Below are 23036 nucleotides of genomic sequence, written 5' to 3'. Positions count from 1 at the left end.
TTAATCGGTTACTGACAAACCTGTAAAATAGAGGTGAAAGCTACCATCCTCTTTTTTATGGTCTTGCGCTATTTTTAGCCCCTCCATTTCAGTGTAATTTTCCCAGGTGGTGGCCAACGAGGGCTCCTCTTGGTTTGATTTTCGGTACACCCATTCCCTAAGAATGTGATCATCCTTAAAGTAAAAATCATAGGCATCACCGGGTGTATAGCCACCTTCATTTTTGTAGACAATGGTCAATTTTTGCATGTCTTCCCCACTGATGGGTGCTTTTTCAGCTTCCGAATGTTCAAACGTATAGCTGTTAGCGTCCCAAATCAAATTAAAAGGAGCTAAAAGCCAATAGCGGTCATTGATGAAACCTGCATTCCTTTTATAGGCGGTGCTATCCATGGAAGCTCTATTATAAGTCAACGTATCGGCACCCGAAATGGCCGTAACCTCGTTCATTTTGGGTTTCCAGACCCAGCTTCGCTCAAAATGGGTGGTGTCCCTATCCACGTTAAAGGTGAAGGTGATTTCAGAAACGGATTTCCAATGTTCATATCCGTGCGCGGCAGCAATTTTTTCAGGAATGTTTTTTTCGACCATGGGTTCAGCTTCGGTAGAAGCTTTCTTGGGTTCGGTTTTGCAACCGATAAAAAGTATGATCGAAAAGATAAACAATGGATGGATGGTCTTCATGTCTGATTTTTAATCAAATATACCATGTTTTTGATATCTTGCGCGCCATTTTTTCGACAGATTAAATAAATCAACCCATTCGAGTGACTTTTCTTAAAAAGCTGTTTCTAATAGTTATAAGTAACCCCGACAGAGCATCTTTGGAAACGGAAGACGTGTGTGCCCATCTATCGGATGAGGAATTAGTGGAACGTATTGTAGCAAACAATGACCCCTTACTTTTTGGGCGGTTGTATGATCGCTATGCCAAAATGGTGTACAACAAGTGTTATGCCTTCGCCAAATCTGATAGCGAGGCTGAAGACTTGACCCAAGATGTCTTTTTGCAGCTGTTCATTAAGTTGAAGACATTCAAAGGCAAGTCAAAATTCTCAACGTGGTTATATTCTTTCACTTATAATTTTTGCGTCAACTATGTAAACCGGAACAAGCAACGTAAAATGCGGGATAAATCAATTCCTGTTGATGAAACCGAATACAAGTTGAAGGCCGAGGTTCCTGATCAGAGCTTGTATGAAATGAAGGCAGAAAAACTGAAAAAGGCCTTGGAGCAAATATCAGCTGAAGATAAATCTCTTTTACTGTTAAAGTATCAAGACGGTGCCAGTATCAAAGAATTGGTAAGTCTAATGGAGATTGGGGAGAGTGCGGTGAAAATGCGGTTAAAGCGTGCAAAGGAAAAATTAATGGAAATCTATAACACCCTACAATAGATGGCAAAGCAACACAGGAACCCATTCAAACAATTGGAGGCATCACTAAAGGAGGCCCCTCCAGAAATGAAGCAAAAAGTGATGAACGACATAGCCGCGGCAAAGTTGATCATGGACTTGGCCTCACTCTTTTCCCTAAACGTGGGCAGTGCTCTGCGAAAGCTTTTCAGAACCTTGGGAGACAACTAACTACAACATAAATAAACAACAACTATGGAGACACTAAACAATTGGAAAGATCTTACTATAAATTCATTTTCATCGATGGGAAAGGAGATTGCCACCGTTTTTCCCAAAATCATAGGAGCCATCACCATTCTTATTGTGGGATGGTTGGTCATAAAAATTGTCCTTTTCCTTTTGGGAAAAATTTTAAAACTCACCAAAGTTAGCGCGCTAAATGAACGCATCAATGACATGGATATATTTGGCAAGGGGGATTTTAAAATTGATATTGTTAAAATTATTCTAGGCTTTGTAAAATGGGGACTAGTGCTGGTATTCCTGATTGTGGCCGCTGATATTCTCAATTGGGGTGTAATATCCAATGAAATTGGAGCTCTATTGCGCTATTTGCCTAGATTCTTTAGTGCTTTGGTGCTGCTCATGATTGGTTTTTATATCGGGAATTTGGTAAAAAATACTGTAAAACGTTTGTTTGATTCATTGGAATTGGGCGGTTCCAATTTGGTGAGCAACCTATTGTTTTACATCATTGTGATTTTTATGTCGATTACGGCTTTGAACCAAGCCGGGGTTGATACCACCATCATTACCAACAACATAACAATGATATTAGGTTCCTTTTTATTGGCTTTTGGTCTAGGGTTGGGATTGGGCTCAAAAGATGTAATAGCGGATATCCTTCGGTCTTACTACACTCGGAAAACCTATGCTGTGGGCGACAAAATAACCATTGGTGATGATTCCGGGACTATTGAGGCCATTGAGAACAACAGCCTTACGTTAGTAACCAAGGCAGGAAAATTTGTGATACCCATCAAAGATGTGGTTGCTCAAAAGGTGGAAATTAGATCGTAGAACCGGTATTTGGACAAAAGCAGATTATCCACCAATATTTCCTCGGAATTTGATTATTTTTGAAACTTTCAACACATAAAAAATGAGTCAAAAGAAAGGAAAGGTTCAAGAATTGATCCAAGAAAAACTGTTAGAAGAACGCAAGGTGTTTTTGTGGGGAATGGTAGATGATGATTCCGCAAAGCACGTCATAGATCGTCTGCTGTACTTGGATTTGCAAAATAACAAGGAAATTCAACTGATTATTAATAGCCCTGGAGGGTATGTTACCTCCGGTTTTGCCATTTACGACACCATAAAACAACTTAAAAGTCCAGTTTCAACAGTCTGTTCCGGTTTGGCAGCATCTATGGGGTCCATTCTTTTATCCGTTGGAAAAAAGGGGAGACGATTTATTCAACCCCACGCGCGGGTTATGATTCATCAACCCAGTGGTGGAGCACGTGGCCAAGCATCCAACATTGAAATTCAGGCCAAGGAAATCATTAAGACCAAGGAATTGGGCGCAAAGATTTTGGCTGAAAACTGTGGTCAACCTTTTGATAAGGTCATGAAGGATTTTGATCGCGATTATTGGATGGGAGCCGAAGAATCTGTGGAATACGGAATTGTGGATGAAATCTTGAAATAAGATAAAAATACCTTAAAAAGGGAAAAAGTCCTTCGCAAGTTTTTGTGAAGGACTTTTTGCATATATATGGACGCCGAAGCGGAATATTTTATTTAACATATATACGGCAACAAAGATGCCACCAGATACTAAAGCATTGTTAAAGTTGATGAATTTGGGTTTTATCTCTTTCTTACTAATGGATGAATAAAAGACCTATTTCTAGAATTTAGAACAAGGTAGGTTGCAACCATCGGTTTCTGAATTTATAATCCGGGTCGTATCGTTCTGCTTGACTTTTAGTGTTGAACGTCCGGTTACGGGGGTCGTTGCCCACACCACTATTGTACATCCAATTTCCCCAATTGCTGTGCACATCGTAATCAATCAGAATGGATTCAAAATAGGAAGCCCCTATTCTCCAATCTTGTTGCAGGTGTTTAGACCAATAACTAGCAACGTTCTGTCGGCCCCTATTGCTCATCCAGCCTGTTTGTTTTAGTTCAATCATGTTGGCGTTCACAAAATTATCTTGGGTTTTGCCATTAACCCATTCATTCAGGGCAGTCTTATCGGAATCCCAATCATAGTCTTTTTCAAGGATACCATCAATTTTAAAAATTTGATTTCCGTGTTTTTGGGAAACATACTTAAAATAATCTCGCCACATCAACTCAAATATGAGCCAATAGGTATCCTGGTTTTTTGTGATTTCAGCTTCAAAACGTTTTACCTCCCAATAGATGGTTCTTGTTGAAATACTGCCGTTGGCCAACCATGCCGATAATTTGGAACTGTAATCTGTGCCTAAAAGACCATTTCGGGTCTTTTTGTAGTACGCCAGCTTTTTAGTGTCCCAAAAGTAGTGTTGTATTCGCTGCAAGGCTGAGTCTTCACCACCTTTGAATGGGAAAGCGGACCGATGGTCGGTTTCAAAGTTGGAATACCCCAAATCTTCCAATGTAGGGATTTTTGTATTTGAAGGAACTCTATTGTCAATGGGTTTAGATATGGGATTACTAAAGCATGGTCTCATACTGACGTATTTCTCACACTTTTTTCTGAAAACCGTAAACACTTGTGGAATTTGAGCCATAGAATCAAAGGGAATATCATCCGGATGAAAAAGAAACTGGTCATTGTACTTGTGAAACATGGTAGTGCTGGCTGCACGACGTTGTACTTCAGAAATTACATCGCTCTCTTCGGAAGTCCATTCATTCTGAAGATGAACTTGGTCAATGTTGTAGCTTTCAATCAATTCTGGAAGCTTATCCTCTGGCTTTTCATGGTAGACCAGCAAGGTGATATTTAGCTCTTCAAGATTCTTTTTCAGTTGCTGAACTGTTTCCAACAAGAACTTTGCCCTAAATCGTTCGGTTTTCTTAAAACCAAATGGATTGATTTGAAACTGTCGAGGATCAAAAAAGTAAACCGCAAGTACACGATCCGCTTGCATGGCACCTTGTACTACCCCGTTGTCCTTTACCCTAAGGTTGTTTCCAAACCAGATTATGCTAGTTTTCATGTTTGCTCTTGTTTTTTCTGCAGCGTTCGCTGCAATAGATTACATGTTCCCAGTTCTTGGCCCATTTCTTTCGCCAAGTAAAAGACCGTTCACAGACAGGACATAATTTTGTGGGCAAATGTGGTTTCTTGTAGCGCAACAGATTAAATTGTTTAATAAAATTACTAAATAATTGAACAAAATAAAATTGTATAGGTGCTAAACCTAGTGGTTGGTAAAGTGTAACAGGCAAAATGCTTATTTTTATCCCTTAATCTGAATTTGGCCCATTGGGCATTTATGACACAGACGCCTAAAAACATAGCCATCATCGGTTCCGGATTGGTGGGTTCACTCTTAGCCATTTATCTACGTAAAAAAGGACATTCGGTTACGGTTTTTGACCGTAGACCGGATATTAGGACCATCAAATTTTCGGGCCGTTCCATTAACTTGGCCATGAGCAATAGAGGATGGCGTTCTTTGCGAAAAGTTGGTTTGGAAGAACGCATCAAGGAAATTGCCATTCCCTTGGATAAAAGGGCAATGCACGTAAACGATAAACCCGTCTATTTTCAGAAATACGGGAAAGAAGGGGAGGCCATTTGGTCCATTTCGCGAGGCATCCTCAACAAAAAAATGATTGATTTGGCCGAGGAAGCGGGGGCTGAATTCCGGTTCAATGAAAAAGTATGGGATGTAAACCTTCCCGAAGCCAAAATATACACTGGAGAAACCGAAAAAAGCGAGTGGAAGGAATACCAATATGATATTATTTTCGGGTGTGATGGAGCCTTTTCAAGGGTACGTCACAAAATGCAGCGACGTAGCCGATTTGATTATTCCCAAGATTTCATCGATGTGGGCTATAAGGAATTGACCATACCAGCTAATGAGGATGGAACTCATAAATTGGATAAAAATTCGTTCCATATTTGGCCAAGGGGCAAGTTTATGCTCATTGCCATGCCCAATATTGATGGAAGTTTTACTTGTACGCTGTTTTTGCCTTTTGAAGGGGAGGTCTCTTTTGAAAGCATCAAAACGGAAGAAGCAGCACGAATGTTTTTTGCTGCGTATTTTCCCAATGTCAGAAAGGATATTGAAAACCTATCCCAGGATTTTTTCAAAAACCCAACCAGTGCCATGGTCACCATGAAATGTTACCCGTGGACCTATTGGGATAAAGTGGCTTTAGTTGGCGATTCGGCCCATGCCATTGTTCCGTTTTATGGGCAGGGCATGAACGCTGGGTTTGAGGATATTTATGTGTTGAATGAACTTATGGAAGCTCATGGGGATGATTGGAGTACTATTTTTGAGAAGTACCAAGAGGAGCGAAAACCCAATGCGGATGCCATTGCCGAGCTTAGTTACCGAAACTTTGTGGAGATGAGCAGTAAAACGGCTGACCCTAAATTTCTATTGCAAAAGAAGATTGAAAAATGGTTTTCTGCCAAACATCCAGACAAATGGATTCCTGTTTATTCCAGGGTTACTTTCTCCGAAAGGCCGTATGCAGAAGCGCTGGCTATAGGGGATGAGCAAGAATCAATTATGAAAGAGGTATTGAAAATGCCGAATATTGAGTCTGAATGGGAGACCAAGGAAGTAGAAAACAAGATTTTGGGACTATTGGGCGATAGTTAGAAAGGATTTTTAGGGTCTTGTCGTCATGTCGAGCGCAGTCGAGACATCTTTGTACAGTTTGACACACTTGCCTGCCGTAGGCAGAAATTTCACGGGTTTTCTCGAAGATGTATTCAGAAATGGGATGCCGAAACAAGTTCGGCATGACAATCTTGAAAATGCTTTTGTCATTTCGACCGGATGGGAGAAATCTCAAAGCAGTGAAAATAGATTTCTCAGTCGTAAACTCCTTAGAAATGATATAAATGAAAGAAAACAAAAAAGCCACCAAACGGTGGCTATTATTTTTAAAGGAAATACAAATGTTTACAGTTTCGCAAACATATTCTGCATTCTTTCTTGTTCTTCTTCTGCCAAAAGTGGGTCTACCAAAATCCGTCCACTGTGCTCATCTGTAATGATTTTTTTACGGGAAGCAATCTCTACCTGAACTTGGGGCGGAATAGTGAAGAACGAACCGCCAGATGCACCACGCTCCACAGGAACCACGGCAAGACCATTTTTTACATTGGTACGAATTCTTTTGTAGGCTTGAACCAAACGGTCTTCAATTTTTTCTTCAAACTCTTCTGACTTTTTCAAAAGAGCTTTTTCCTCTTTTTCTGTTTCAGCAAGAATAGCATCCAGTTCCCCTTTTTTGTGCTTTAAGTGACCTTCGCGCTCAGAAAGCTTTTCTTTGGTTTCAGCGATAACTTCCTTTTTCTGTTCAATTTGGGCCTTGAACTCCTTAATGTTCTTTTCCGCCAATTGAATTTCCAATTCTTGGAATTCTACCTCTTTGCTCAAGGAGTTGAACTCACGGCTGTTACGGACATTCTTTTGCTGTTCCGCATATTTTTTAATGAGCGCTTTGGACTCCTCAATGAGATTCTTTTTGGCCGTAATCTCAAAATTGATGGTCTCAACGTCTGTTTTTAGTTTGTCCATACGGGTTTTAAGGCCAAGTACCTCATCTTCCAAGTCCTGTACTTCCAATGGGAGTTCTCCCCGCACATTGCGTATTTCATCAACCCTGGAATCAATGAGCTGTAGATCGTACAATGCTCTTAATTTTTCTTCCACGGTGCTTTCTTTTTTGTTCGCCATATTATTTATAAATACTTGATGGGATTTGTTTTACTCTCCGATAAAGAGACTGCAAAATTAGGAATTTTTTTTGTAAGATAATCAACCAATAAATCTTTTGTAAACTGCTCAGTTTCAAAGTGCCCAATATCCGCAAGAACAAGTTGGTTTTCGGCTTCAAAAAACTGGTGGTATTTTAGGTCAGACGTGATGAAAACATCCGCTTTGGCTTTTTTGGCCGCCGAAATGGCAAAAGCACCACTTCCTCCCAAAACAGCAACCCGTTTTACCTTTTTGCCCAGTAATCTGGTGTGACGGACAACGGAGGCATTCATTTTGGTTTTTACGTATTCCAGAAATTCAATTTCATCCATCTCGGTCTTCAAGGTGCCTACCATACCGATGCCGATATCTTGATTCATATTTTGGAGCACGGAGATTTCATATGCCACTTCTTCATAGGAATGTGCATCAAAAAGAGCGTTCAAGATTTGCTGCTCTCTTTCAAAAGAGAAAATCACATTGATATGGACTTCGTTCTCCACATGAACCTTTCCGATATCCCCAATAGTGGGGTTCGCTTCTTCCCCAGCCATAAAAGTACCCGAACCTTCCAGACTGAAACTACAATTGCTGTATTTTCCAATTTCACCCGCTCCTGCTGCAAAAAGGGCAGATTTTACAGTTTCCGCCTCATTTATGGGGGCGTAAGTAGTCAATTTTTTTATGGTTCCCGCTTTTGGAATTAGTATTTTAGGATTATCTATGCCCAGTACCTCACAAATTTTGGCGTTGACCCCATTTTTACTATTATCCAAGGCAGTGTGCATGCTATAAATGGCAATGTTGTTGGCAATTGCCTTCATAACAACCCGTTGTACGTAATTACTTCCCGTGAGTTTTTTTAGCCCAGAAAAGATAATGGGGTGGAAACTGATGATGAGATTGTGTTTTTTTGAAATTGCCTCATCCACAACATTTTCTAAAGTGTCCAAGGTTACCAATATGCCATTTACGGTCATATTTGGGTCACCTACCAACAACCCTACATTATCAAAATCTTCCGCATGGGCTAAGGGAGCCAGCTCTTCCAGTATTTTTGTGATATCCTTTACGGTCATTTGTTTTTCTTAAGTAGGCTAAAGATAAAATATTATATTTTCGTCCCATGTTGCAATTGCTCCGTAAAATAGCGTTTCCGTTTTCTTTGGTCTATGGCCTAGTGGTGCATTTGCGAAATTTTCTATACGACACAGGTGTATTCAAATCCCATACTTATAACACCCCAACGTTGTGTGTTGGCAATTTAAGTGTTGGCGGAACAGGAAAAACCCCAATGATTGAATTTTTAGTTCGTATGTTCAAAGGGCATACCATTGCGGTATTGAGTCGGGGGTATAAAAGGCAGTCCAAAGGTTTTTTATGGGCCGATGCTAACAGTTCTGTTTTGGATTTGGGCGATGAACCCTATCAATTGCACCAAAAATTTCCTGAAATCACTGTGGCCGTGGATGCAGACCGAAGGAATGGTATCACGCAACTGGAAAACAAAGTAAAGCCAGAACTTATTTTACTGGACGATGCATTTCAACACAGAAGGGTGAAACCTAATTTTTCCATTCTTTTGACCAGCTATGGTAATCTTTATGTGGATGATTGGTATCTTCCTACGGGAGACCTTCGCGATAGCAAGAGAGAAGCTAAACGTGCCGATTGCATTATTGTTACCAAATGCCCCAAGAATTTGTCCCAATCGGAGAAAAATAGGATTCAGCATAAACTTAAACCGCTACCACATCAAAAAGTACTGTTCGCCACTTTGGAATACAGCACTATTTTAAAAGGGGAGGTGGAAAACCTAAGTTTGCCTGACATTAAGAAAAAGAAGGTGACCTTGGTTACGGGTATAGCACAACCAGAACCTTTGGTGCAGTACTTACAATCTGAGGGGGTATTATTTGAGCACTACAAGTTTGGAGATCATCATCATTTTTCGGAAAGTGATATACAAAAGTTCAGGGACCATGCTTTGATTCTCACTACAGAAAAGGATTATGTGCGATTACAGGGTAGAGTCAAAAATCTATTTTATGTGGAAGTGGCCCATAGTTTTGGTACTGAGGACCATTTGTTTTTAGAGGAAACCCTTAAAAGTTTGATTTAAATGAGCCCCTGCATCTTACTTTTGGAAATGTTCTCACCTATCTTTTGATAGAATACCTCTGGTTTAAAGGGTTTGGTGACCACATCATTACATCCAGCTTTGTAGAAACTGTCCAGGCTATCATCCAAAGAAATTGCGGTCAAAGCAATAATGGGTATGTCTGGGTCAAATTTTCGAATTTGGCGCGTAGCCTCCTCACCGCTGATACCAGGCATGTGAATATCCATTAAAATACAATCATACGTATTGGCCTTGGCCAAGTCAATGGCTTCGTTACCGTTATTGGCAATATCGCAGGTAATCTCTTTTTTGGTAAGCATTTTCTTGGTAATCACCTGATTGATCTTGTTGTCCTCCACAATCAATATATGAAGTCCTTTAAAATCAAACTCTTCCGGATTCAATTCAAAGCTAACCTCATCAATGGCTTTCTCATCACATTTAAGGTCCATTTCAAAAAAGAAAGAACTACCGTGGTCAATCTCACTTTCCAATTGAATGGTACTGCCAAAGAGTCCGAGTAAACTTTTAACAATGGTAAGGCCCAAGCCAGTACCTCCATATTCACGGTTAATTTGAATGGAGCCCTGCTCAAAACTATCGAAAATGTTTTTCTGTTGATCCTCCGAAATTCCAATGCCGTTGTCCCTGACCTCAAAATATAGTTTTACTTGGTCTTCCTCTTTTTTCAATAATTTGGCAATGACTTCAACCTTTCCATTCTTGGTGAATTTTAGGGCATTGCCTACGAGATTCATGAAGATTTGAGACAGTTTTATAGGGTCACCCAATAGCTGATTAGGAATATTGGGGTCATAGTCCAAAATGAGTTTGGTTTTGTTTTCATTGGCGTTCTGTTGCAAGGAATCAACAACATCAGCGAGTACTTTTTCAAGTTTAAACTCAATGCTCAACGGTTCCAGTTTGTCAGCGTCTATTTTGTTGATTTGAAGGATGTCGTTGATGAAGTTCAACAAATATTCTCCAGAAAACTTTAATGATTTTAGGTGTTCTTTTTGGTGTTCGGCCGGATTTTCTTCCAACAACAGGTGCGTGAGGCCGGTTACAGCATACAAAGGCGTTCTAAGCTCGTGGGTTACAGTTGAAAGGAAATTGGTCTTTGCTTCCATGGCCGAAACCGCTGAATCCCTGGCCAACTCCAATTCTTTGTTTTTGGTGTACAACAAATCGTTGGTCTTTAACTTGATTTGGTTGTTCCTAAAAAGGGATACGGCTAGCAATGAGATGATTGTTAAAAAAGCGGAAGTTAAAATCGCTGTGATTTCTGAACGGTTTTTGGATTCGCTCAATTCCTCATTTTTGGCTGTGAGCTTGTTTATTTCGTTCATTTGATGCTCAAACCGCAGTTTGTCGGCTTTGTCAGCATCAAGTTTGGCCTTTTCAATGGTGAAAATGGAGTCTTTTATTTGCTCTAACGCTCGGTTGTAACTTAAGGCTTCATTATAGCGACCAATAGTTTCATAAATTTTGGACAACTCTTCATTCGCTGCTCTTATCTCTTTGGAGAATCCATGTTTTTCTGCCAATTCCAAAGCGGCTTTGGAATGGACAATGCCTTCTTCCATGTCATTCAGCTTTATGCTGATTGTGGACAATTGTAGGTTGGCTTTTGTGGCCAGATATGCCCTTTCCTTATCGTCTGAGTTTACAATAAGCGCATGAAGGTTTTTAATGGCATCGTCATATTTTTCAATATTTGTAAAAATATAGGCTTCTAAAAGCAGAATGTTGTTACTGAGATTTCTGTTGTTGCTCAGCATTCTGGATTCTTCCAGGGATTTTAAGGATTGAAAGTTGTTGCCTTCCTCAAAACGGAGTGCTGCGTCCAAATACAGATGAAAGGCTTGGCCGAAGGAGTATGAGACATCCTTTAGTAGAATGCTGGCCCTGTCCCAATAAAAAATAGCGGTATCCCTATCACCTTCTTCCAAATATAAGCGGGCGAATTGATGATAGGTATCCAGTAAAAGTTTTACATCTTCGTTACTTTCTGCAATTTTAGCAGCCTCATCCAAGGTTTCCAAAGCTAGGTCCAACTTGTTTTGATGCCTATATTCTGTGAATTCATCAAAGATGGCCTGTACTTTGGCCGTAGAACTAATGTCATCTTGATTTTGACCAAAGGAAATTTGGGTGCATATTAACATGCACACCAGAAACAGCGACCTAACGCCAATCCATTTGTGTAGTAAGTTCGAGGTCAAACGTAATCTTTCTTTATAAGCAAAGCTATTAAATCAACAATTCTGGAACAATAACCAGTCTCATTGTCATACCATCCGATAATTTTCACCATTTTTCCAATCACGGAGGTCATCAAAGAATCAAACGTACAAGAATGACAACTATTGTTTATATCGATAGAAACAATTGGGTCTTCCGTATACTGGAGAATGTTGTTTAGTTCATTTTCCGCTAGTCTCTTAAAGGTACTATTTATTTCGTCAATGGAAGTTTCTCTTTTCACATTAAAAGTGATGTCCGTAAGGGAGCCATTGGGTACGGGTACTCGAATACCGCAACCTCCAATAACATCAGACAGTTCGGGAAAAATCTTGGTTAAGGCCTTGGCTGCACCTGTTGTGGTGGGTATAATCGATTGTGCCGCAGCGCGGGACCTTCTTAAATCGCGATGTGGGCCATCATGAAGCCTTTGGTCCGAGGTGTAGGAATGCACCGTGGTAATGTAGGCCTGCTCAATGCCACAAAGTTCGTTTATCACCTTAATCATAGGCGCCGCATTGTTGGTGGTACAAGATGCATTGGAGATGATGTCATCCTCTGGGCCAATAATCTCTTGGTTCACCCCTAGGACCACCATTTTTATGGATTCGTCTTCAGGCGGAACAGAAAGAATCACCTTTTTGGCGCCATTTTTTAGGTGAAACTCCAAATCCTGCCTTTTCTTGAACTTTCCGGTGGATTCAACTACAAGGTCCACACCATGGGTCTTCCAATCAATGTCTTTTGGATGTTGATGATTGAGAACATTGATTTTTTTGCCGTTGACCGTTATATTATTACCATCAGATTGCACTTCATCACTCAATGAGCCATGAATGCTGTCATATTTAAGGAGATGCGCCAAGGTTTTGGCATCTGCCAAATCATTGATGACTGCCACGCTAATATTTGGATGGTTTTGAAGCAGTCTAAAAAGGGTTCGGCCAATTCGGCCAAAGCCATTTATACCGATTACAATATTTTTCATGATAGGGGACGGTCAAACGACCTAGTGTATATGTTTATGGGCCTTATAGGAGGATCTCACCAAAGCGCCACTCTCTACGTGTCTAAAGCCCATTTCCAATCCAATTTCCTCATATTTTTTAAACTGTTCGGGCAAAATGAACTGTTTTACAGGAAGGTGTTTTTTGGAAGGTTGTAAATATTGTCCAATGGTTACCACGTCTACATCAACGCTCCTAAGATCTTCCATGGTGGCAATCACCTCATTTTCTTCTTCCCCCAAGCCCAGCATGATACCAGATTTGGTCCTATTGGCCCCATTTCTCTTTAAATAGTTCAATACCTCCAAACTACGGTCATATTTGGCCTGAATCCGAACTTCACGGGTGAGTCTTCTTACCGTTTCCATATTGTGTGAAATGACCTCGGGAGCAACTTGCAAAATTCTATCCAAATGGGTTTCTATGCCCTGAAAATCTGGGATAAGGGTTTCCATGGTGGTTTCTGGGTTCATTCTCCTGACCGCTTTCACGGTTTCGGCCCAGATAATGGAGCCCATATCTTTTAAATCGTCCCGGTCCACAGAGGTTAGCACGGCATGCTTAATGTTCATGATTTTTATGGAGCGTGCCACCTTTTCGGGTTCGGCCCAATCCACGCTTTCAGGTCTACCGGTTTTTACACCACAGAATCCACAGGAACGGGTGCAAATATTCCCCAATATCATAAAGGTGGCCGTACCTTCTCCCCAGCATTCGCCCATATTGGGGCAACTTCCTGAGGTGCAGATGGTATGCAGGTCATACTTGTCCACCAAACCTCGTAACTGGGTGTATTTTTTCCCTGTGGGGAGCTTTACCCGAAGCCATTTTGGTTTTCCTTTTGGTGGATGTACATTTTCCGCTACGCTTGTGCTCATACAACAAAATTAGAGATACAAAGATACGAAACTGGGAAGGAAACCAATAGCCTGGAAGCGACTCACTTTTTCTTGATGATTTCTGCCAAAAGCTTCTTAGCACGCAGAAGTTTCACTTTGATATTGTTCACGGGTTCATTGAGCTCTTTGGCGATATCGGCATAACTAAACTCGTTAAAATACCTCAGATTGATGACCCTTTGATAGTGTGGTTTCAATTTTTTGATGTCCCGCAACAAGTTGGCAAGATTTTGTTCAATAATCAATTGGTCTTCCACAGAAGGGGTTTCATCCAAGACTTTTTTTACCTCGTCGCCTTTGGAGTCCATTTCATCCAAGAGACTTCGCTTTCTTTTGCGAATAAGGTCTACATGTAAATTTTTGGAGATGGTGATGAGCCAAGTTTTGAACTCGTAGGTGTCATCATAGGTATCTAGTTTGTCAAAAGCCCTGGAAAAGGTTCGGATGGTAATGTCCTCGGCATCATTTTCATTTTTGGTGCGCATCAACTGAAAACCATAGACATCATTCCAAAAGGTATCCAAAAGCGTACTAAAGGCAATCTGATTGCCCTGTTTGGCTTTTTCAATATTTTCCTTAATGAACTGCTCGGTTTTCTCCAAAAATGTGGTTTTGCAATAGGGGTTGCAAAAGGAGGGTTACTGAAGTTCTGGCATGGAATCTCTTTTGCACTCTTGTTCGTCTGGCTGTTTTCCGCAGAAACCACAAGCTTCCCCTTCTTTGTTTAGGTAAGGGTTTTGGCTTGCACACGTTCCGGCAAACTTTCCATCTTTTTTACCCCAGATTTTAATGGCTATTCCGGCAAAAGCCAATGCCAATAGACCTATGGTCAATAGTGCTAACTTCATAATCCAACTTTTGCACAAAGGTACAAAATACCCAACGAAAGCAGGAGTAGTTTAGGAATACTTTAGGGGAAGCTTTTAATAGTTGATGTTGGCCACAATGTTTTCTACAGAGGGAGAGGTGTTGCCACCTTCCGGTTCAATGGTAATGTAACCTACGGCCTTATCTGCATAGGGCAGGGCAAGAAGTTTGTCCTTGTCGTTAAATTCTTTGATGACACCCAAATTCACCAATTCCCCATTGACTTCGGCCCACATTTGGAAACATTTGTTCTCCGGTAGTTGGGGAACATTGCTAACATTGATGTACGACAGCTTTTTTACAGGGTTAATATAGGCGATGGCCTTAAGTTCTTTTCCCTCGCGTTGGCCTTTTACCTGATATTTCCGGGTATCTGGGTTGTTGAGGACGATAAACTGGTTACGCATGTCTTCCAGTTGGTCCTTCATGTTGTCTTCCAAATACTTGATTTTGTTGGTCACCAAAGTATTTTCTTGCTGTAGGGTTTGGTTCTGGCTCCAGAAGAAATAAGACGACCCGGCAAAAATCATGATGGCCACACTTGCGGCAACTGCATATTTATAGAATCTCTTGAAGACAGCCTTTTCTTGTTTTGCACTTGCAATAATGATTTCTTTGAGTCCTTCAGGGGTTTTCTTGGCATACATCTTAGCGAAGGCCTCCAAATTATCTTGAAGTTCATTGTAGATATCCCTTACCTCAGGGTACATGGCAATATAACGTTCAGCTTGTAATGCTTCCTCTTTTGAAGCATCTCCAACCAAATATTTTTCGAGAATGTCCGAATCTAAAAATTGTTTAACTTTTTCCTTCATGGCAATACGTTTAATAATACTAGTAGCATCATGGTTGTACCGTAAATCTTTCCAAGTTCCCTAAGACCAATTTTTAATCTAGATTTTATGGTCCCCAAGGGAATATCCAATTCGTCACTTGCTTCCTGTTGCGTCATTCCTTCAAAAAATAGAGCTTCAAGAACAATTCTGTACTTTTCCTCCAGTTTGTGCAAGTTTTCCTGAACGTCTAGATGCTCGGGACTTATTCCACTCACTCCTAAGTTATATACGTCTGAAACGTCTATTTGGACTTCCTTATCAGATTTATTATTTACGCTTCTTAATTTATCGATTGCGGTGTTACGTGTAATTCGGAATAACCATGTAAAAAGTTTGGCTTTGGAAGCGTCATAGGTGTCTGCTTTTTTCCAAATTTTGATGAAACTTTCCTGAAGCACATCTTGAGCCAAATCTTCATCTTTTACCACTTTGTACGCTACACCAAATAAGGTGTCCCCGTAATTTTCATACAGTAAGGATATGGCTTTATCGTCCTTTTCCGCTAGCAGCGAAACAATATGTCTCTCAATCAGTGTACTCATTCAGGGTCTACTATGATAAAATTTTAAAGGGCGAAATCTAAAATAGGGTTTAAATCGTATATAGAACAAAGCTAAGGTAGAAAAAGCATTATTTGCCGGCTTTAAAATTGAAAAACAAAGAGCGTTTGAGCTCATAGGACATATATAAGTTTGGTTAGTTTGGTTTGGTATAACCCCCGTTATTGTTTCAATGCGGGGGTTATTTTATGATATTCACCTCTGGTTGAATTTTTATTTTAAACTGTTCATCCACCTCTTTCTGTATGTGTTGCGCCAATTTCCATATCTCCGCACCGGTGGCATTTCCATAATTTACAAGTACCAATGCCTGCTTTTCATGTACACCCGCATCACCAAAACGTTTTCCCTTAAAACCACATTGCTCAATGAGCCAACCTGCCGGAATCTTGTATTCACCGTCTTCTACCTCGTATGAAGGTAACTTTGGATATTTTTTAATGAGTTTTGTATAAGTTTTGTGGGAAACGATGGGATTTTTGAAAAAACTTCCACTATTTCCTAATTCTTTTGGGTCTGGTAGTTTGCTCTTCCGGATGGCAATCACTGCATTGGAAATATCCCGAATTGTAGGGTGTACAATGCCTTTTTCCCTTAGTTCTAGTTCGATGGAGCCATACCCTGTATGCAAAGTATGGTTCTTTTTGGTCAGTTTAAGGTTTACCGAGGTGATGATGTATTTTCCTTTTGCTTCATTTTTAAAAATGGAATCCCTATACCCAAACTCGCAGGCATCATGACCGAAGGCCACCAATTCCCCGGTTTCGATTTCCATGGCGGAGCAGCTCACAAAAACGTCCTTCAGTTCAACGCCATAAGCCCCAATGTTCTGAATAGGCGCCGTTCCGGTATTTCCGGGAATCAAAGAAAGATTTTCCAGTCCCCCATAGCCTTTATCCAAACTCCATAAAACCAGTTCGTGCCAGTTTTCACCGGCCATCACCTTGATTTCTACATCGTCCTCATTTTCATCAACAATACTGATGCCCTTAAGATTGATGTGCATTACCAAAGCGTCAATATCCTTGGTGAGGAGCATATTACTTCCACCACTGAGAATGAACTTTTTGGGATAGGCTTTTAGCTCAAGGATTTTCTGCAACTGTGCCAGTCCGGTAATTTCAACAAAATACCGTGCTTTTACATCTATACCAAAGGTATTGTGGTGCTTTAAGGATATGTTTTCCTGAATATTCACGAATTGGAATTGTACTGCTTTAAGGCTTTGCCCAGAATGTGTACAGCCTTTACAAGTTGGTTTTTTTCCAGCACATAGGCAATCCTAATCTGATTTTTTCCCAAGCCGGGTGTGGCATAGAAGCCTGCAGCTGGTGCAACCATAACAGTGCTGTGGTCAATTTCAAATTTTTCCAAAAGCCACTGCGCAAAATCATCAGCATCTTCTATTGGCAACTCCACTACGCAATAGAATGCACCTTGTGGTACAGCCACTTTTACACCGGGCAGTTTTTTGAGTTCGGTGATCAACACATCCCTACGGGCAACATATTCTTCAATGACATCATCAAAGTAGGATTGCGGGGTTTCTAGAGCGGCCTCGCTGGCAATTTGGGCAAATGTTGGGGGTGATAATCGCGCTTGTGCGAATTTCATTGCGGTCAGAATCACATCCTTATTTTTTGACAATAAACACCCGATCCGCGCACCGCACATGCTGTATCTTTTGGAAACGGAGTCGACCACTATGGCATTTGCCTCAAGGCCCTCTTCCTGTAAGATGGAATAATGCTGCTTGTTGTCATAGGTGAATTCTCGATAGACCTCATCTGCAATAAGGAATAAATCGTGTTTTTTGACCAAAGCGGCCAATTGCTGAATTTCTTCCTTGCTATATAGGTATCCTGTTGGATTACCAGGGTTGCAGATAAGGATGGCTTTCGTTTTTGGACCTATCAACTTCTCAAAATCCGATATGGGAGGGAGTGCAAAATTAGCTTCTATGGATGAGGCAATGGGAACCACTTTTACCCCGGCCGCCGTTGCAAACCCGTTATAATTGGCATAAAAGGGCTCGGGAATGATGATTTCATCGTCTGCGTCCATAATGGAACCCATGGCAAAGGAAAGAGCTTCGGACCCCCCTGTGGTCACAATTATCTCCTTAGCCGTAACATGAATGTCTTTTTGGGCATAATACCCGGCAATTTTTTCCCGATACTCCTCAGACCCCTCCGTCATGCTATACGCCAACACTTCAATGTTGTGATTTCTAACAGCATCCAAGGCAACTTTTGGAGTCTTTATATCAGGCTGTCCAATATTGAGATGAATGACATGGATTCCCCTTTTTTTGGCGTCTTCGGCATAAGGAACCAGTTTACGGATGGGAGAGGCGGGCATATGCCTCCCTTTGTTGGAAATAGTTGGCATGGACAAATTTTTACGCAAAAATGGGAAAACCAACCCTTGAAAGCAACACATTACACCATTATTTATATACTTTCTAGAATGTTAAATAGAAAGGAGTGTCTTTGATTAATTTGTATATTTAATAAGCATAACCCCTTAGAAGTAAGTAAATTGAAAAAAAACAAGCTTTTTTTTGTGCTTCTTTTAATGTTGGTGCCCCTAATTGGGATGGCGCAGGGCTTTACTTTGCCCAAAAATCAGAAATTTCAAAAAATAAGGTTTGAACTGATCAACAATATTATCATCATTCCTCTGGAAATTAATGGTGCCGAACTTAAGTTTGTGCTGGATTCAGGAGTGAGCAGGCCCATTCTTTTCAACCTTTCCGATCAAGATTCCATTCCCATCAACAATGTTTCTGCTGTAACCGTGAGGGGACTGGGGGGAGGTGAACCTATGAAAGCCTTGAGTTCGCAAGGCAATACGTTTAAGCTCGGGAATGCCAAGAACTATTCCCAAGATCTATATGTGGTTTTGGATAAAGGAATCAATTTTTCCACATCGCTAGGTATACCTGTACATGGAATTCTTGGATATGAAATTTTCAGGGATTTTATTGTGGAGATAAACTATAATGCCAAAAATATAAAACTTCATAACCCTAGGTTGTACAATCGCAAACGGCACAAAAAATCTCAAACCCTTCCGTTATCCATAGAAAAAAGAAAGGCCTATGTTGAGGGAACCGTATTGATCAAGGATTCTGAAAATATTTCAGTGAAATTACTGGTCGATACGGGAAGTAGCGATGCACTTTGGCTTTTTCATCAGCCTGAAAAGGGGTTGGAGATTCCAGAAAAGAATTATGAGGACTATCTGGGTCGTGGCCTGAGTGGCGACATTTTTGGAAAAAGGACCAAAGTAAGTGGTGTTAAAATTGGTGATTTTGAACTAAAAGATGCCAAAGCGGCTTTTCCATATCGCGAATCATATGGGTTCATAGAAAACTTAGGGGACCGTAACGGAAGCGTTGGAGGTGAGATTCTTAAACGCTTCAATATTACCTTCGACTACCGAAATGGACTGGTCACATTTAAAAAGAATGGAAACTTCAAGACACCTTTTCAATATAATTTGGCGGGGATAGACCTTCAGCATAATGGATTGCGTTACATTGCTGAAAGTATTGCAGGTTTGGATGGTGTGGTCAGGGAAGATGACAACTCAACCTTTGGTAACGTACAGATTCTCTTGGAGAACAAAACCCGATTAAGCCTTGTGCCTGAAATCATTGTGTCAGGTATTAGAGCGGGGAGTCCGGCAGCTGAGGCTGGTTTGCGTGAAGGTGATGTGATTTTGGCCGTGAACGGTAGAAGTGTGCACCGCTATAAACTTCAAGAAATCCTTAAAATGCTCAATGAAAAAGAAGGAAAGCGCATTAAGGTACTTATTGAGCGCTATAACAAGGATTTGTTATTCACTTTCGTACTGAAAAAGGTGTTCGACGACGACTAAAAAGAAAAAGCCCCGAAATTTTTCGGGGCTTTTTTTAATATAATTTCTTTTCCACTTATTTGGCTCCTTCGGCCTTAACAGTTCCTTTTATCTTAAGGACCTTCGTAGGCGTGTCAGCATTTGACGTAACCGTGATGGCCTTTCTAATAGGACCAACTCTGTTGGTATCATATTTTACCTCAATCTGACCTGTTTTGCCAGGTAATATAGGCTCTTCAGGCTTTTTTGGAATAGTGCATCCACAGCTAGATCTAACATTGCTGATTACTAATGGTGCTGTTCCTGTATTGGTAAATTCAAATACACGGACTCCATCACTGCCTTTGGCAATATCACCATAGTCAATGGTCTCACTCTTAAACTCAATCTTAGCAGCTGTATCTTGGGCATGGATTCCTAGGGAAAGCAACCCAACAAACAGCATAAGTACAGTTTTTTTCATTTTTTTGGTTTTTGGGTGAACTTCAAATGTAGATGAATTATCACCTGCATCCAAAATTCTTTTGTTATGTAATAACGTTACTTATTTTTGTTTCGTATTTCGGGATTGGTCAATAGCTGAAGAATAGCATTAATTTAACGTTACGCTTTCCTTACAAAAACCAATCCTTAGCCTTTAAACAAAAATTATACCGAAATAATGGAAATTCCATCAAAATATGAGCCCAATAGGGTGGAAGGGCATTGGTATGCCTACTGGATGAAGCACGATTTTTTCAGTTCAAAACCTGATGAAAGGGAGCCGTATACCATAGTCATTCCCCCGCCAAACGTAACCGGAGTGCTGCATATGGGGCACATGCTCAATAATACACTACAAGATGTGCTTATCAGAAGAGCAAGGCTTTTGGGCAAGAATGCATGCTGGGTACCCGGAATGGACCACGCTTCCATTGCCACAGAAGCTAAAGTAGTGGCAAAATTGAGGGAAGAGGGCATCAACAAGGCCAATCTTTCCCGTGAGGACTTTTTAAAGCATGCTTGGGATTGGACCAACAATTATGGAGGGGTCATTCTGCAGCAATTGAAGAAATTGGGATGCTCTTGCGATTGGGACCGCACAAAATTCACCATGGATGACGATATGTCAGCCTCCGTGATCAAAGTTTTTGTGGATTTATACAACAAAGGGTTGATTTACAGGGGGTATCGAATGGTGAATTGGGATCCAGAGGCGAAAACGACCCTTTCAGATGAAGAGGTAATCTATGAAGAACGCCAAGGAAACCTGTATTATTTGGCCTATGCCATAGAAGATTCAGAGGAAAAGGTGATTATTGCCACTACACGGCCCGAGACCATTTTGGGGGATACCGCTATCTGCATCAACCCTAATGATGAAAGATATCGCCATTTACGAGGAAAAAAAGCGATTGTTCCCATTTGTAATCGTGTTATTCCCATTATTGAAGATGAATATGTGGATATTGAATTCGGTACGGGCTGCTTAAAGGTGACCCCGGCCCATGATGAGAACGACAAAAACTTAGGTGATAAGCACAATTTGGATGTAGTGGACATCTTTAATGAGGATGCAACCCTCAATTCCTTTGGACTTCATTATGAAGGAAAGGATCGTTTTGTGGTGCGAAAGGAAATCTCTAAAGAATTGGAAGAAAAAGGTTTCTTGGTCAAAATTGAACAACATTTGAACAAAGTAGGCACTTCGGAACGTACCAAAGCGGTGATTGAACCCAGATTGTCCGATCAATGGTTCCTGAAAATGGAGGAATTGGCCAAACCTGCACTAGAAGGGGTATTGAAAACCAACGATATCAAGTTTTATCCCAAAAAGTTCGACAATACCTATCGGCATTGGATGGAAGGTATCCGTGATTGGAACATTTCCCGACAATTGTGGTGGGGTCAACAAATACCGGCCTATTATTATGGCGATGGTCAAGATGATTTTGTAGTGGCTGAAACCAAGGAAGAGGCACTAAAAATGGCCCAATCCAAGAATCCAAAAATAAAAGAATCCGATCTGCGTCAAGACCCGGATGTCCTTGATACCTGGTTCTCTTCTTGGTTATGGCCCATGAGCGTTTTTGGTGGTATTTTGGAACCTGACAATGAGGAGGTCAACTATTATTACCCTACGAACGATTTGGTGACCGCACCCGATATCATATTCTTTTGGGTGGCACGGATGATTATGTCCGGATACCACTACCGAGGCAAAAGACCTTTTGAGAATGTCTATTTCACAGGACTTGTTCGCGATAAACAGCGAAGAAAAATGTCCAAGCAATTGGGAAATTCCCCAGATGCCCTTAAACTTATTGAGGATTTTGGAGCCGATGGCGTCCGTGTGGGACTCTTATTGAGTTCATCTGCAGGGAACGATATCATGTTCGATGAAACCCTTTGTCAGCAAGGCGCCAACTTTGCCAACAAAATTTGGAATGCCTTTCGATTGATAAAGGGTTGGGAGGTTGATGAAATAGAACAACCCGAAGCTTCGAAAATTGGAATTGAGTGGTATACCTCCAAGTTGAACCAGACTTTGGCCGAGATTGAAGACCATTTTTCAAAATACCGAATTTCAGATGCCCTAATGGCCATTTACAAATTGGTTTGGGACGATTTCTGTTCATGGTTGCTGGAAATTGTAAAACCTGTCTACCAACAACCTATCGACAAGACCACTTTTGATGCGGTCATCCATCTTTTTGAGGAAAACTTGAAATTATTGCATCCTTTTATGCCGTTCTTGACTGAGGAGGTTTGGCAGCATATCGCAGAGCGAACGCCAGAGAATGCATTGATTGTGGCCAAATGGCCCGAAGTGGGGCATGCGGACAAATCTTTGATTTCTAATTTTGAATTTGCCAGTGAAGTGATTTCAGGAGTGCGTACCATTCGAAAGGAAAAGAACATTCCACAGAAAGAAGCTTTGGAACTCTTTATGTTAAATACCGAAAAAGTGAGCGGACAGATGAACGCCATCATCCTAAAATTGGCCAACCTTTCAACATTGGAAACGGTAGATTCAAGTTTAGACGGCGCTTTAACCTTTCGAGTGAAAAGTAACGAGTACTTTATCCCCATGGGCGGAGCCATTGATGTTGATGCTGAAATTCAAAAGATCACCGAGGAACTCAACTATACCAAAGGCTTTTTACAATCAGTCCAGAAGAAATTGAGCAACGAGCGATTTGTGAACAATGCACCAGAGCAAGTAGTGGCCATAGAGCGCAAAAAGGCGGCAGACGCCGAAGCAAAAATAGAGACCTTGGAAAAGAGCTTGGAAAGTTTGCGGTAAACTCTGGTGAGCCTTCCATTGTTTTATCCATGCGTTTTA

The 23036-nt window shown here is 40.9% G+C and carries 23 protein-coding genes; 8 read left to right on the top strand and 15 right to left on the bottom strand.

The features are described 5' to 3' along the window. Positions 1–684 (bottom strand): hypothetical protein, encoded by a 684-nt coding sequence (locus ACFOWS_RS18870; RefSeq protein ID WP_379768088.1) that lies wholly within the window; start codon positions 682–684, stop codon positions 1–3. A gap of 140 nt (positions 685–824) precedes the next feature. Between ACFOWS_RS18870 and ACFOWS_RS18865 the strand changes: the two genes are divergently transcribed. The 4 genes from ACFOWS_RS18865 (at position 825) to ACFOWS_RS18850 (ending at position 3069) form a co-directional block, all read left to right on the top strand. Then, positions 825–1397, top strand: a complete 573-nt coding sequence (locus ACFOWS_RS18865; protein WP_379768085.1) for an RNA polymerase sigma factor — start codon at positions 825–827, stop codon at positions 1395–1397. Then, positions 1398–1586, top strand: a complete 189-nt coding sequence (locus ACFOWS_RS18860) for a hypothetical protein (RefSeq protein ID WP_379768082.1) — start codon at positions 1398–1400, stop codon at positions 1584–1586. A gap of 24 nt (positions 1587–1610) precedes the next feature. Beyond that, entirely contained in the window at positions 1611–2438 is an 828-nt protein-coding gene (locus tag ACFOWS_RS18855; RefSeq protein WP_379768079.1) for a mechanosensitive ion channel family protein, read from the top strand. A gap of 82 nt (positions 2439–2520) precedes the next feature. After that, positions 2521–3069 (top strand): ClpP family protease, encoded by a 549-nt coding sequence (locus ACFOWS_RS18850; RefSeq protein WP_366584494.1) that lies wholly within the window; start codon positions 2521–2523, stop codon positions 3067–3069. 208 nt (positions 3070–3277) lie between these two features. On the opposite strand, the gene ACFOWS_RS18845 is transcribed toward ACFOWS_RS18850, so the two are convergent. Together ACFOWS_RS18845 and ACFOWS_RS18840 are read right to left on the bottom strand one after the other, a co-directional pair. Next, entirely contained in the window at positions 3278–4576 is a 1299-nt protein-coding gene (locus ACFOWS_RS18845; protein WP_379768076.1) for a DASH family cryptochrome, read from the bottom strand. Further along, a complete protein-coding gene (locus ACFOWS_RS18840) occupies positions 4566–4715 on the bottom strand; it encodes a DUF2256 domain-containing protein (RefSeq protein ID WP_379768073.1) in 150 nt (49 codons plus the stop codon). Before ACFOWS_RS18840 ends, ACFOWS_RS18845 begins: the two co-directional genes overlap by 11 nt. Before the next feature lie 140 nt (positions 4716–4855). Between ACFOWS_RS18840 and ACFOWS_RS18835 the strand changes: the two genes are divergently transcribed. Beyond that, positions 4856–6205 (top strand): FAD-dependent oxidoreductase, encoded by a 1350-nt coding sequence (locus tag ACFOWS_RS18835; RefSeq protein WP_379768070.1) that lies wholly within the window; start codon positions 4856–4858, stop codon positions 6203–6205. 306 nt (positions 6206–6511) lie between these two features. Here the strand turns inward: ACFOWS_RS18835 and ACFOWS_RS18830 are convergent, their stop codons facing one another. Together ACFOWS_RS18830 and ACFOWS_RS18825 are read right to left on the bottom strand one after the other, a co-directional pair. Continuing rightward, complete coding sequence (locus ACFOWS_RS18830) at positions 6512–7291, bottom strand: zinc ribbon domain-containing protein (RefSeq protein WP_366584490.1); 780 nt, start codon at positions 7289–7291, stop codon at positions 6512–6514. 5 nt (positions 7292–7296) lie between these two features. Next, on the bottom strand, positions 7297–8391 hold the full coding sequence (locus ACFOWS_RS18825) for a Nif3-like dinuclear metal center hexameric protein (protein ID WP_379768066.1): 1095 nt from the start codon (positions 8389–8391) through the stop codon (positions 7297–7299). 47 nt (positions 8392–8438) lie between these two features. On the opposite strand from ACFOWS_RS18825, the gene lpxK reads away from it, so the two are divergent. After that, positions 8439–9434: a tetraacyldisaccharide 4'-kinase gene (gene lpxK, locus ACFOWS_RS18820; protein WP_379768063.1), complete on the top strand. Its 996-nt coding sequence runs from the start codon at positions 8439–8441 to the stop codon at positions 9432–9434. Here lpxK and ACFOWS_RS18815 read toward each other — a convergent pair. The 9 genes from ACFOWS_RS18815 to ACFOWS_RS18775 all read right to left on the bottom strand — a co-directional run bounded on the left by ACFOWS_RS18815 (position 9431) and on the right by ACFOWS_RS18775 (position 18238). After that, positions 9431–11602 carry a response regulator gene (locus ACFOWS_RS18815; protein WP_449267396.1) on the bottom strand — a complete coding sequence of 724 codons (2172 nt, stop codon included), beginning with the start codon at positions 11600–11602 and terminating at the stop codon, positions 9431–9433. The genes lpxK and ACFOWS_RS18815 overlap by 4 nt on opposite strands. 53 nt (positions 11603–11655) lie before the next feature. Continuing rightward, complete coding sequence (gene gap, locus ACFOWS_RS18810) at positions 11656–12666, bottom strand: type I glyceraldehyde-3-phosphate dehydrogenase (RefSeq protein ID WP_379768057.1); 1011 nt, start codon at positions 12664–12666, stop codon at positions 11656–11658. A gap of 21 nt (positions 12667–12687) precedes the next feature. Further along, on the bottom strand, positions 12688–13563 hold the full coding sequence (gene lipA, locus ACFOWS_RS18805; RefSeq protein WP_379768054.1) for a lipoyl synthase: 876 nt from the start codon (positions 13561–13563) through the stop codon (positions 12688–12690). A gap of 62 nt (positions 13564–13625) precedes the next feature. After that, entirely contained in the window at positions 13626–14186 is a 561-nt protein-coding gene (locus tag ACFOWS_RS18800) for an RNA polymerase sigma factor (RefSeq protein WP_379768051.1), read from the bottom strand. A gap of 36 nt (positions 14187–14222) precedes the next feature. Beyond that, positions 14223–14432, bottom strand: a complete 210-nt coding sequence (locus ACFOWS_RS18795) for a membrane or secreted protein (protein ID WP_366584476.1) — start codon at positions 14430–14432, stop codon at positions 14223–14225. 75 nt (positions 14433–14507) lie between these two features. Further along, entirely contained in the window at positions 14508–15266 is a 759-nt protein-coding gene (locus ACFOWS_RS18790; protein ID WP_366584474.1) for an anti-sigma factor, read from the bottom strand. Further along, complete coding sequence (locus ACFOWS_RS18785; protein WP_366584472.1) at positions 15263–15829, bottom strand: RNA polymerase sigma factor; 567 nt, start codon at positions 15827–15829, stop codon at positions 15263–15265. Before ACFOWS_RS18785 ends, ACFOWS_RS18790 begins: the two co-directional genes overlap by 4 nt. A gap of 199 nt (positions 15830–16028) precedes the next feature. Further along, positions 16029–17045, bottom strand: coding sequence for a UDP-N-acetylmuramate dehydrogenase (gene murB, locus ACFOWS_RS18780; RefSeq protein ID WP_379768047.1), 1017 nt, complete (start codon positions 17043–17045; stop codon positions 16029–16031). Then, positions 17042–18238 (bottom strand): pyridoxal phosphate-dependent aminotransferase, encoded by a 1197-nt coding sequence (locus ACFOWS_RS18775; RefSeq protein ID WP_379768044.1) that lies wholly within the window; start codon positions 18236–18238, stop codon positions 17042–17044. Before ACFOWS_RS18775 ends, murB begins: the two co-directional genes overlap by 4 nt. 150 nt (positions 18239–18388) lie before the next feature. Here ACFOWS_RS18775 and ACFOWS_RS18770 point away from each other — a divergent pair, with 150 nt between their 5' ends. Next, entirely contained in the window at positions 18389–19732 is a 1344-nt protein-coding gene (locus ACFOWS_RS18770) for an aspartyl protease family protein (protein WP_379768041.1), read from the top strand. 55 nt (positions 19733–19787) lie between these two features. Here the strand turns inward: ACFOWS_RS18770 and ACFOWS_RS18765 are convergent, their stop codons facing one another. After that, positions 19788–20174, bottom strand: coding sequence for a DUF1573 domain-containing protein (locus ACFOWS_RS18765; RefSeq protein ID WP_379768038.1), 387 nt, complete (start codon positions 20172–20174; stop codon positions 19788–19790). A 198-nt stretch (positions 20175–20372) separates the two neighbouring features. Between ACFOWS_RS18765 and ACFOWS_RS18760 the strand changes: the two genes are divergently transcribed. After that, positions 20373–22997, top strand: a complete 2625-nt coding sequence (locus tag ACFOWS_RS18760) for a valine--tRNA ligase (RefSeq protein WP_379768035.1) — start codon at positions 20373–20375, stop codon at positions 22995–22997. Positions 22998–23036 lie beyond the last annotated feature (39 nt).

This window comes from Flagellimonas marina, from assembly GCF_042651185.1.
GTDB classification, from domain to species: Bacteria; Bacteroidota; Bacteroidia; order Flavobacteriales; family Flavobacteriaceae; genus Flagellimonas; species Flagellimonas marina.
Note: the sequence above shows the minus strand (reverse complement) of the source record. Positions and strands in the feature narration are given on the sequence as shown.

Excerpts from the sequence above, each read along its gene's own strand:
- ACFOWS_RS18870 (WP_379768088.1), bottom strand. The coding sequence starts at position 684 with ATGAAGACCATCCATCCATTGTTTATCTTTTCGATCATACTTTTTATC.
- ACFOWS_RS18860 (WP_379768082.1), top strand. The coding sequence starts at position 1,398 with ATGGCAAAGCAACACAGGAACCCATTCAAACAATTGGAGGCATCACTA.
- ACFOWS_RS18855 (WP_379768079.1), top strand. The coding sequence starts at position 1,611 with ATGGAGACACTAAACAATTGGAAAGATCTTACTATAAATTCATTTTCA.
- ACFOWS_RS18850 (WP_366584494.1), top strand. The coding sequence starts at position 2,521 with ATGAGTCAAAAGAAAGGAAAGGTTCAAGAATTGATCCAAGAAAAACTG.
- ACFOWS_RS18845 (WP_379768076.1), bottom strand. The coding sequence starts at position 4,576 with ATGAAAACTAGCATAATCTGGTTTGGAAACAACCTTAGGGTAAAGGAC.
- ACFOWS_RS18835 (WP_379768070.1), top strand. The coding sequence starts at position 4,856 with ATGACACAGACGCCTAAAAACATAGCCATCATCGGTTCCGGATTGGTG.
- ACFOWS_RS18830 (WP_366584490.1), bottom strand. The coding sequence starts at position 7,291 with ATGGCGAACAAAAAAGAAAGCACCGTGGAAGAAAAATTAAGAGCATTG.
- ACFOWS_RS18825 (WP_379768066.1), bottom strand. The coding sequence starts at position 8,391 with ATGACCGTAAAGGATATCACAAAAATACTGGAAGAGCTGGCTCCCTTA.
- lpxK (WP_379768063.1), top strand. The coding sequence starts at position 8,439 with ATGTTGCAATTGCTCCGTAAAATAGCGTTTCCGTTTTCTTTGGTCTAT.
- ACFOWS_RS18815 (WP_449267396.1), bottom strand. The coding sequence starts at position 11,602 with ATGTTAATATGCACCCAAATTTCCTTTGGTCAAAATCAAGATGACATT.
- gap (WP_379768057.1), bottom strand. The coding sequence starts at position 12,666 with ATGAAAAATATTGTAATCGGTATAAATGGCTTTGGCCGAATTGGCCGA.
- lipA (WP_379768054.1), bottom strand. The coding sequence starts at position 13,563 with ATGAGCACAAGCGTAGCGGAAAATGTACATCCACCAAAAGGAAAACCA.
- ACFOWS_RS18795 (WP_366584476.1), bottom strand. The coding sequence starts at position 14,432 with ATGAAGTTAGCACTATTGACCATAGGTCTATTGGCATTGGCTTTTGCC.
- ACFOWS_RS18790 (WP_366584474.1), bottom strand. The coding sequence starts at position 15,266 with ATGAAGGAAAAAGTTAAACAATTTTTAGATTCGGACATTCTCGAAAAA.
- ACFOWS_RS18785 (WP_366584472.1), bottom strand. The coding sequence starts at position 15,829 with ATGAGTACACTGATTGAGAGACATATTGTTTCGCTGCTAGCGGAAAAG.
- ACFOWS_RS18775 (WP_379768044.1), bottom strand. The coding sequence starts at position 18,238 with ATGCCAACTATTTCCAACAAAGGGAGGCATATGCCCGCCTCTCCCATC.
- ACFOWS_RS18765 (WP_379768038.1), bottom strand. The coding sequence starts at position 20,174 with ATGAAAAAAACTGTACTTATGCTGTTTGTTGGGTTGCTTTCCCTAGGA.
- ACFOWS_RS18760 (WP_379768035.1), top strand. The coding sequence starts at position 20,373 with ATGGAAATTCCATCAAAATATGAGCCCAATAGGGTGGAAGGGCATTGG.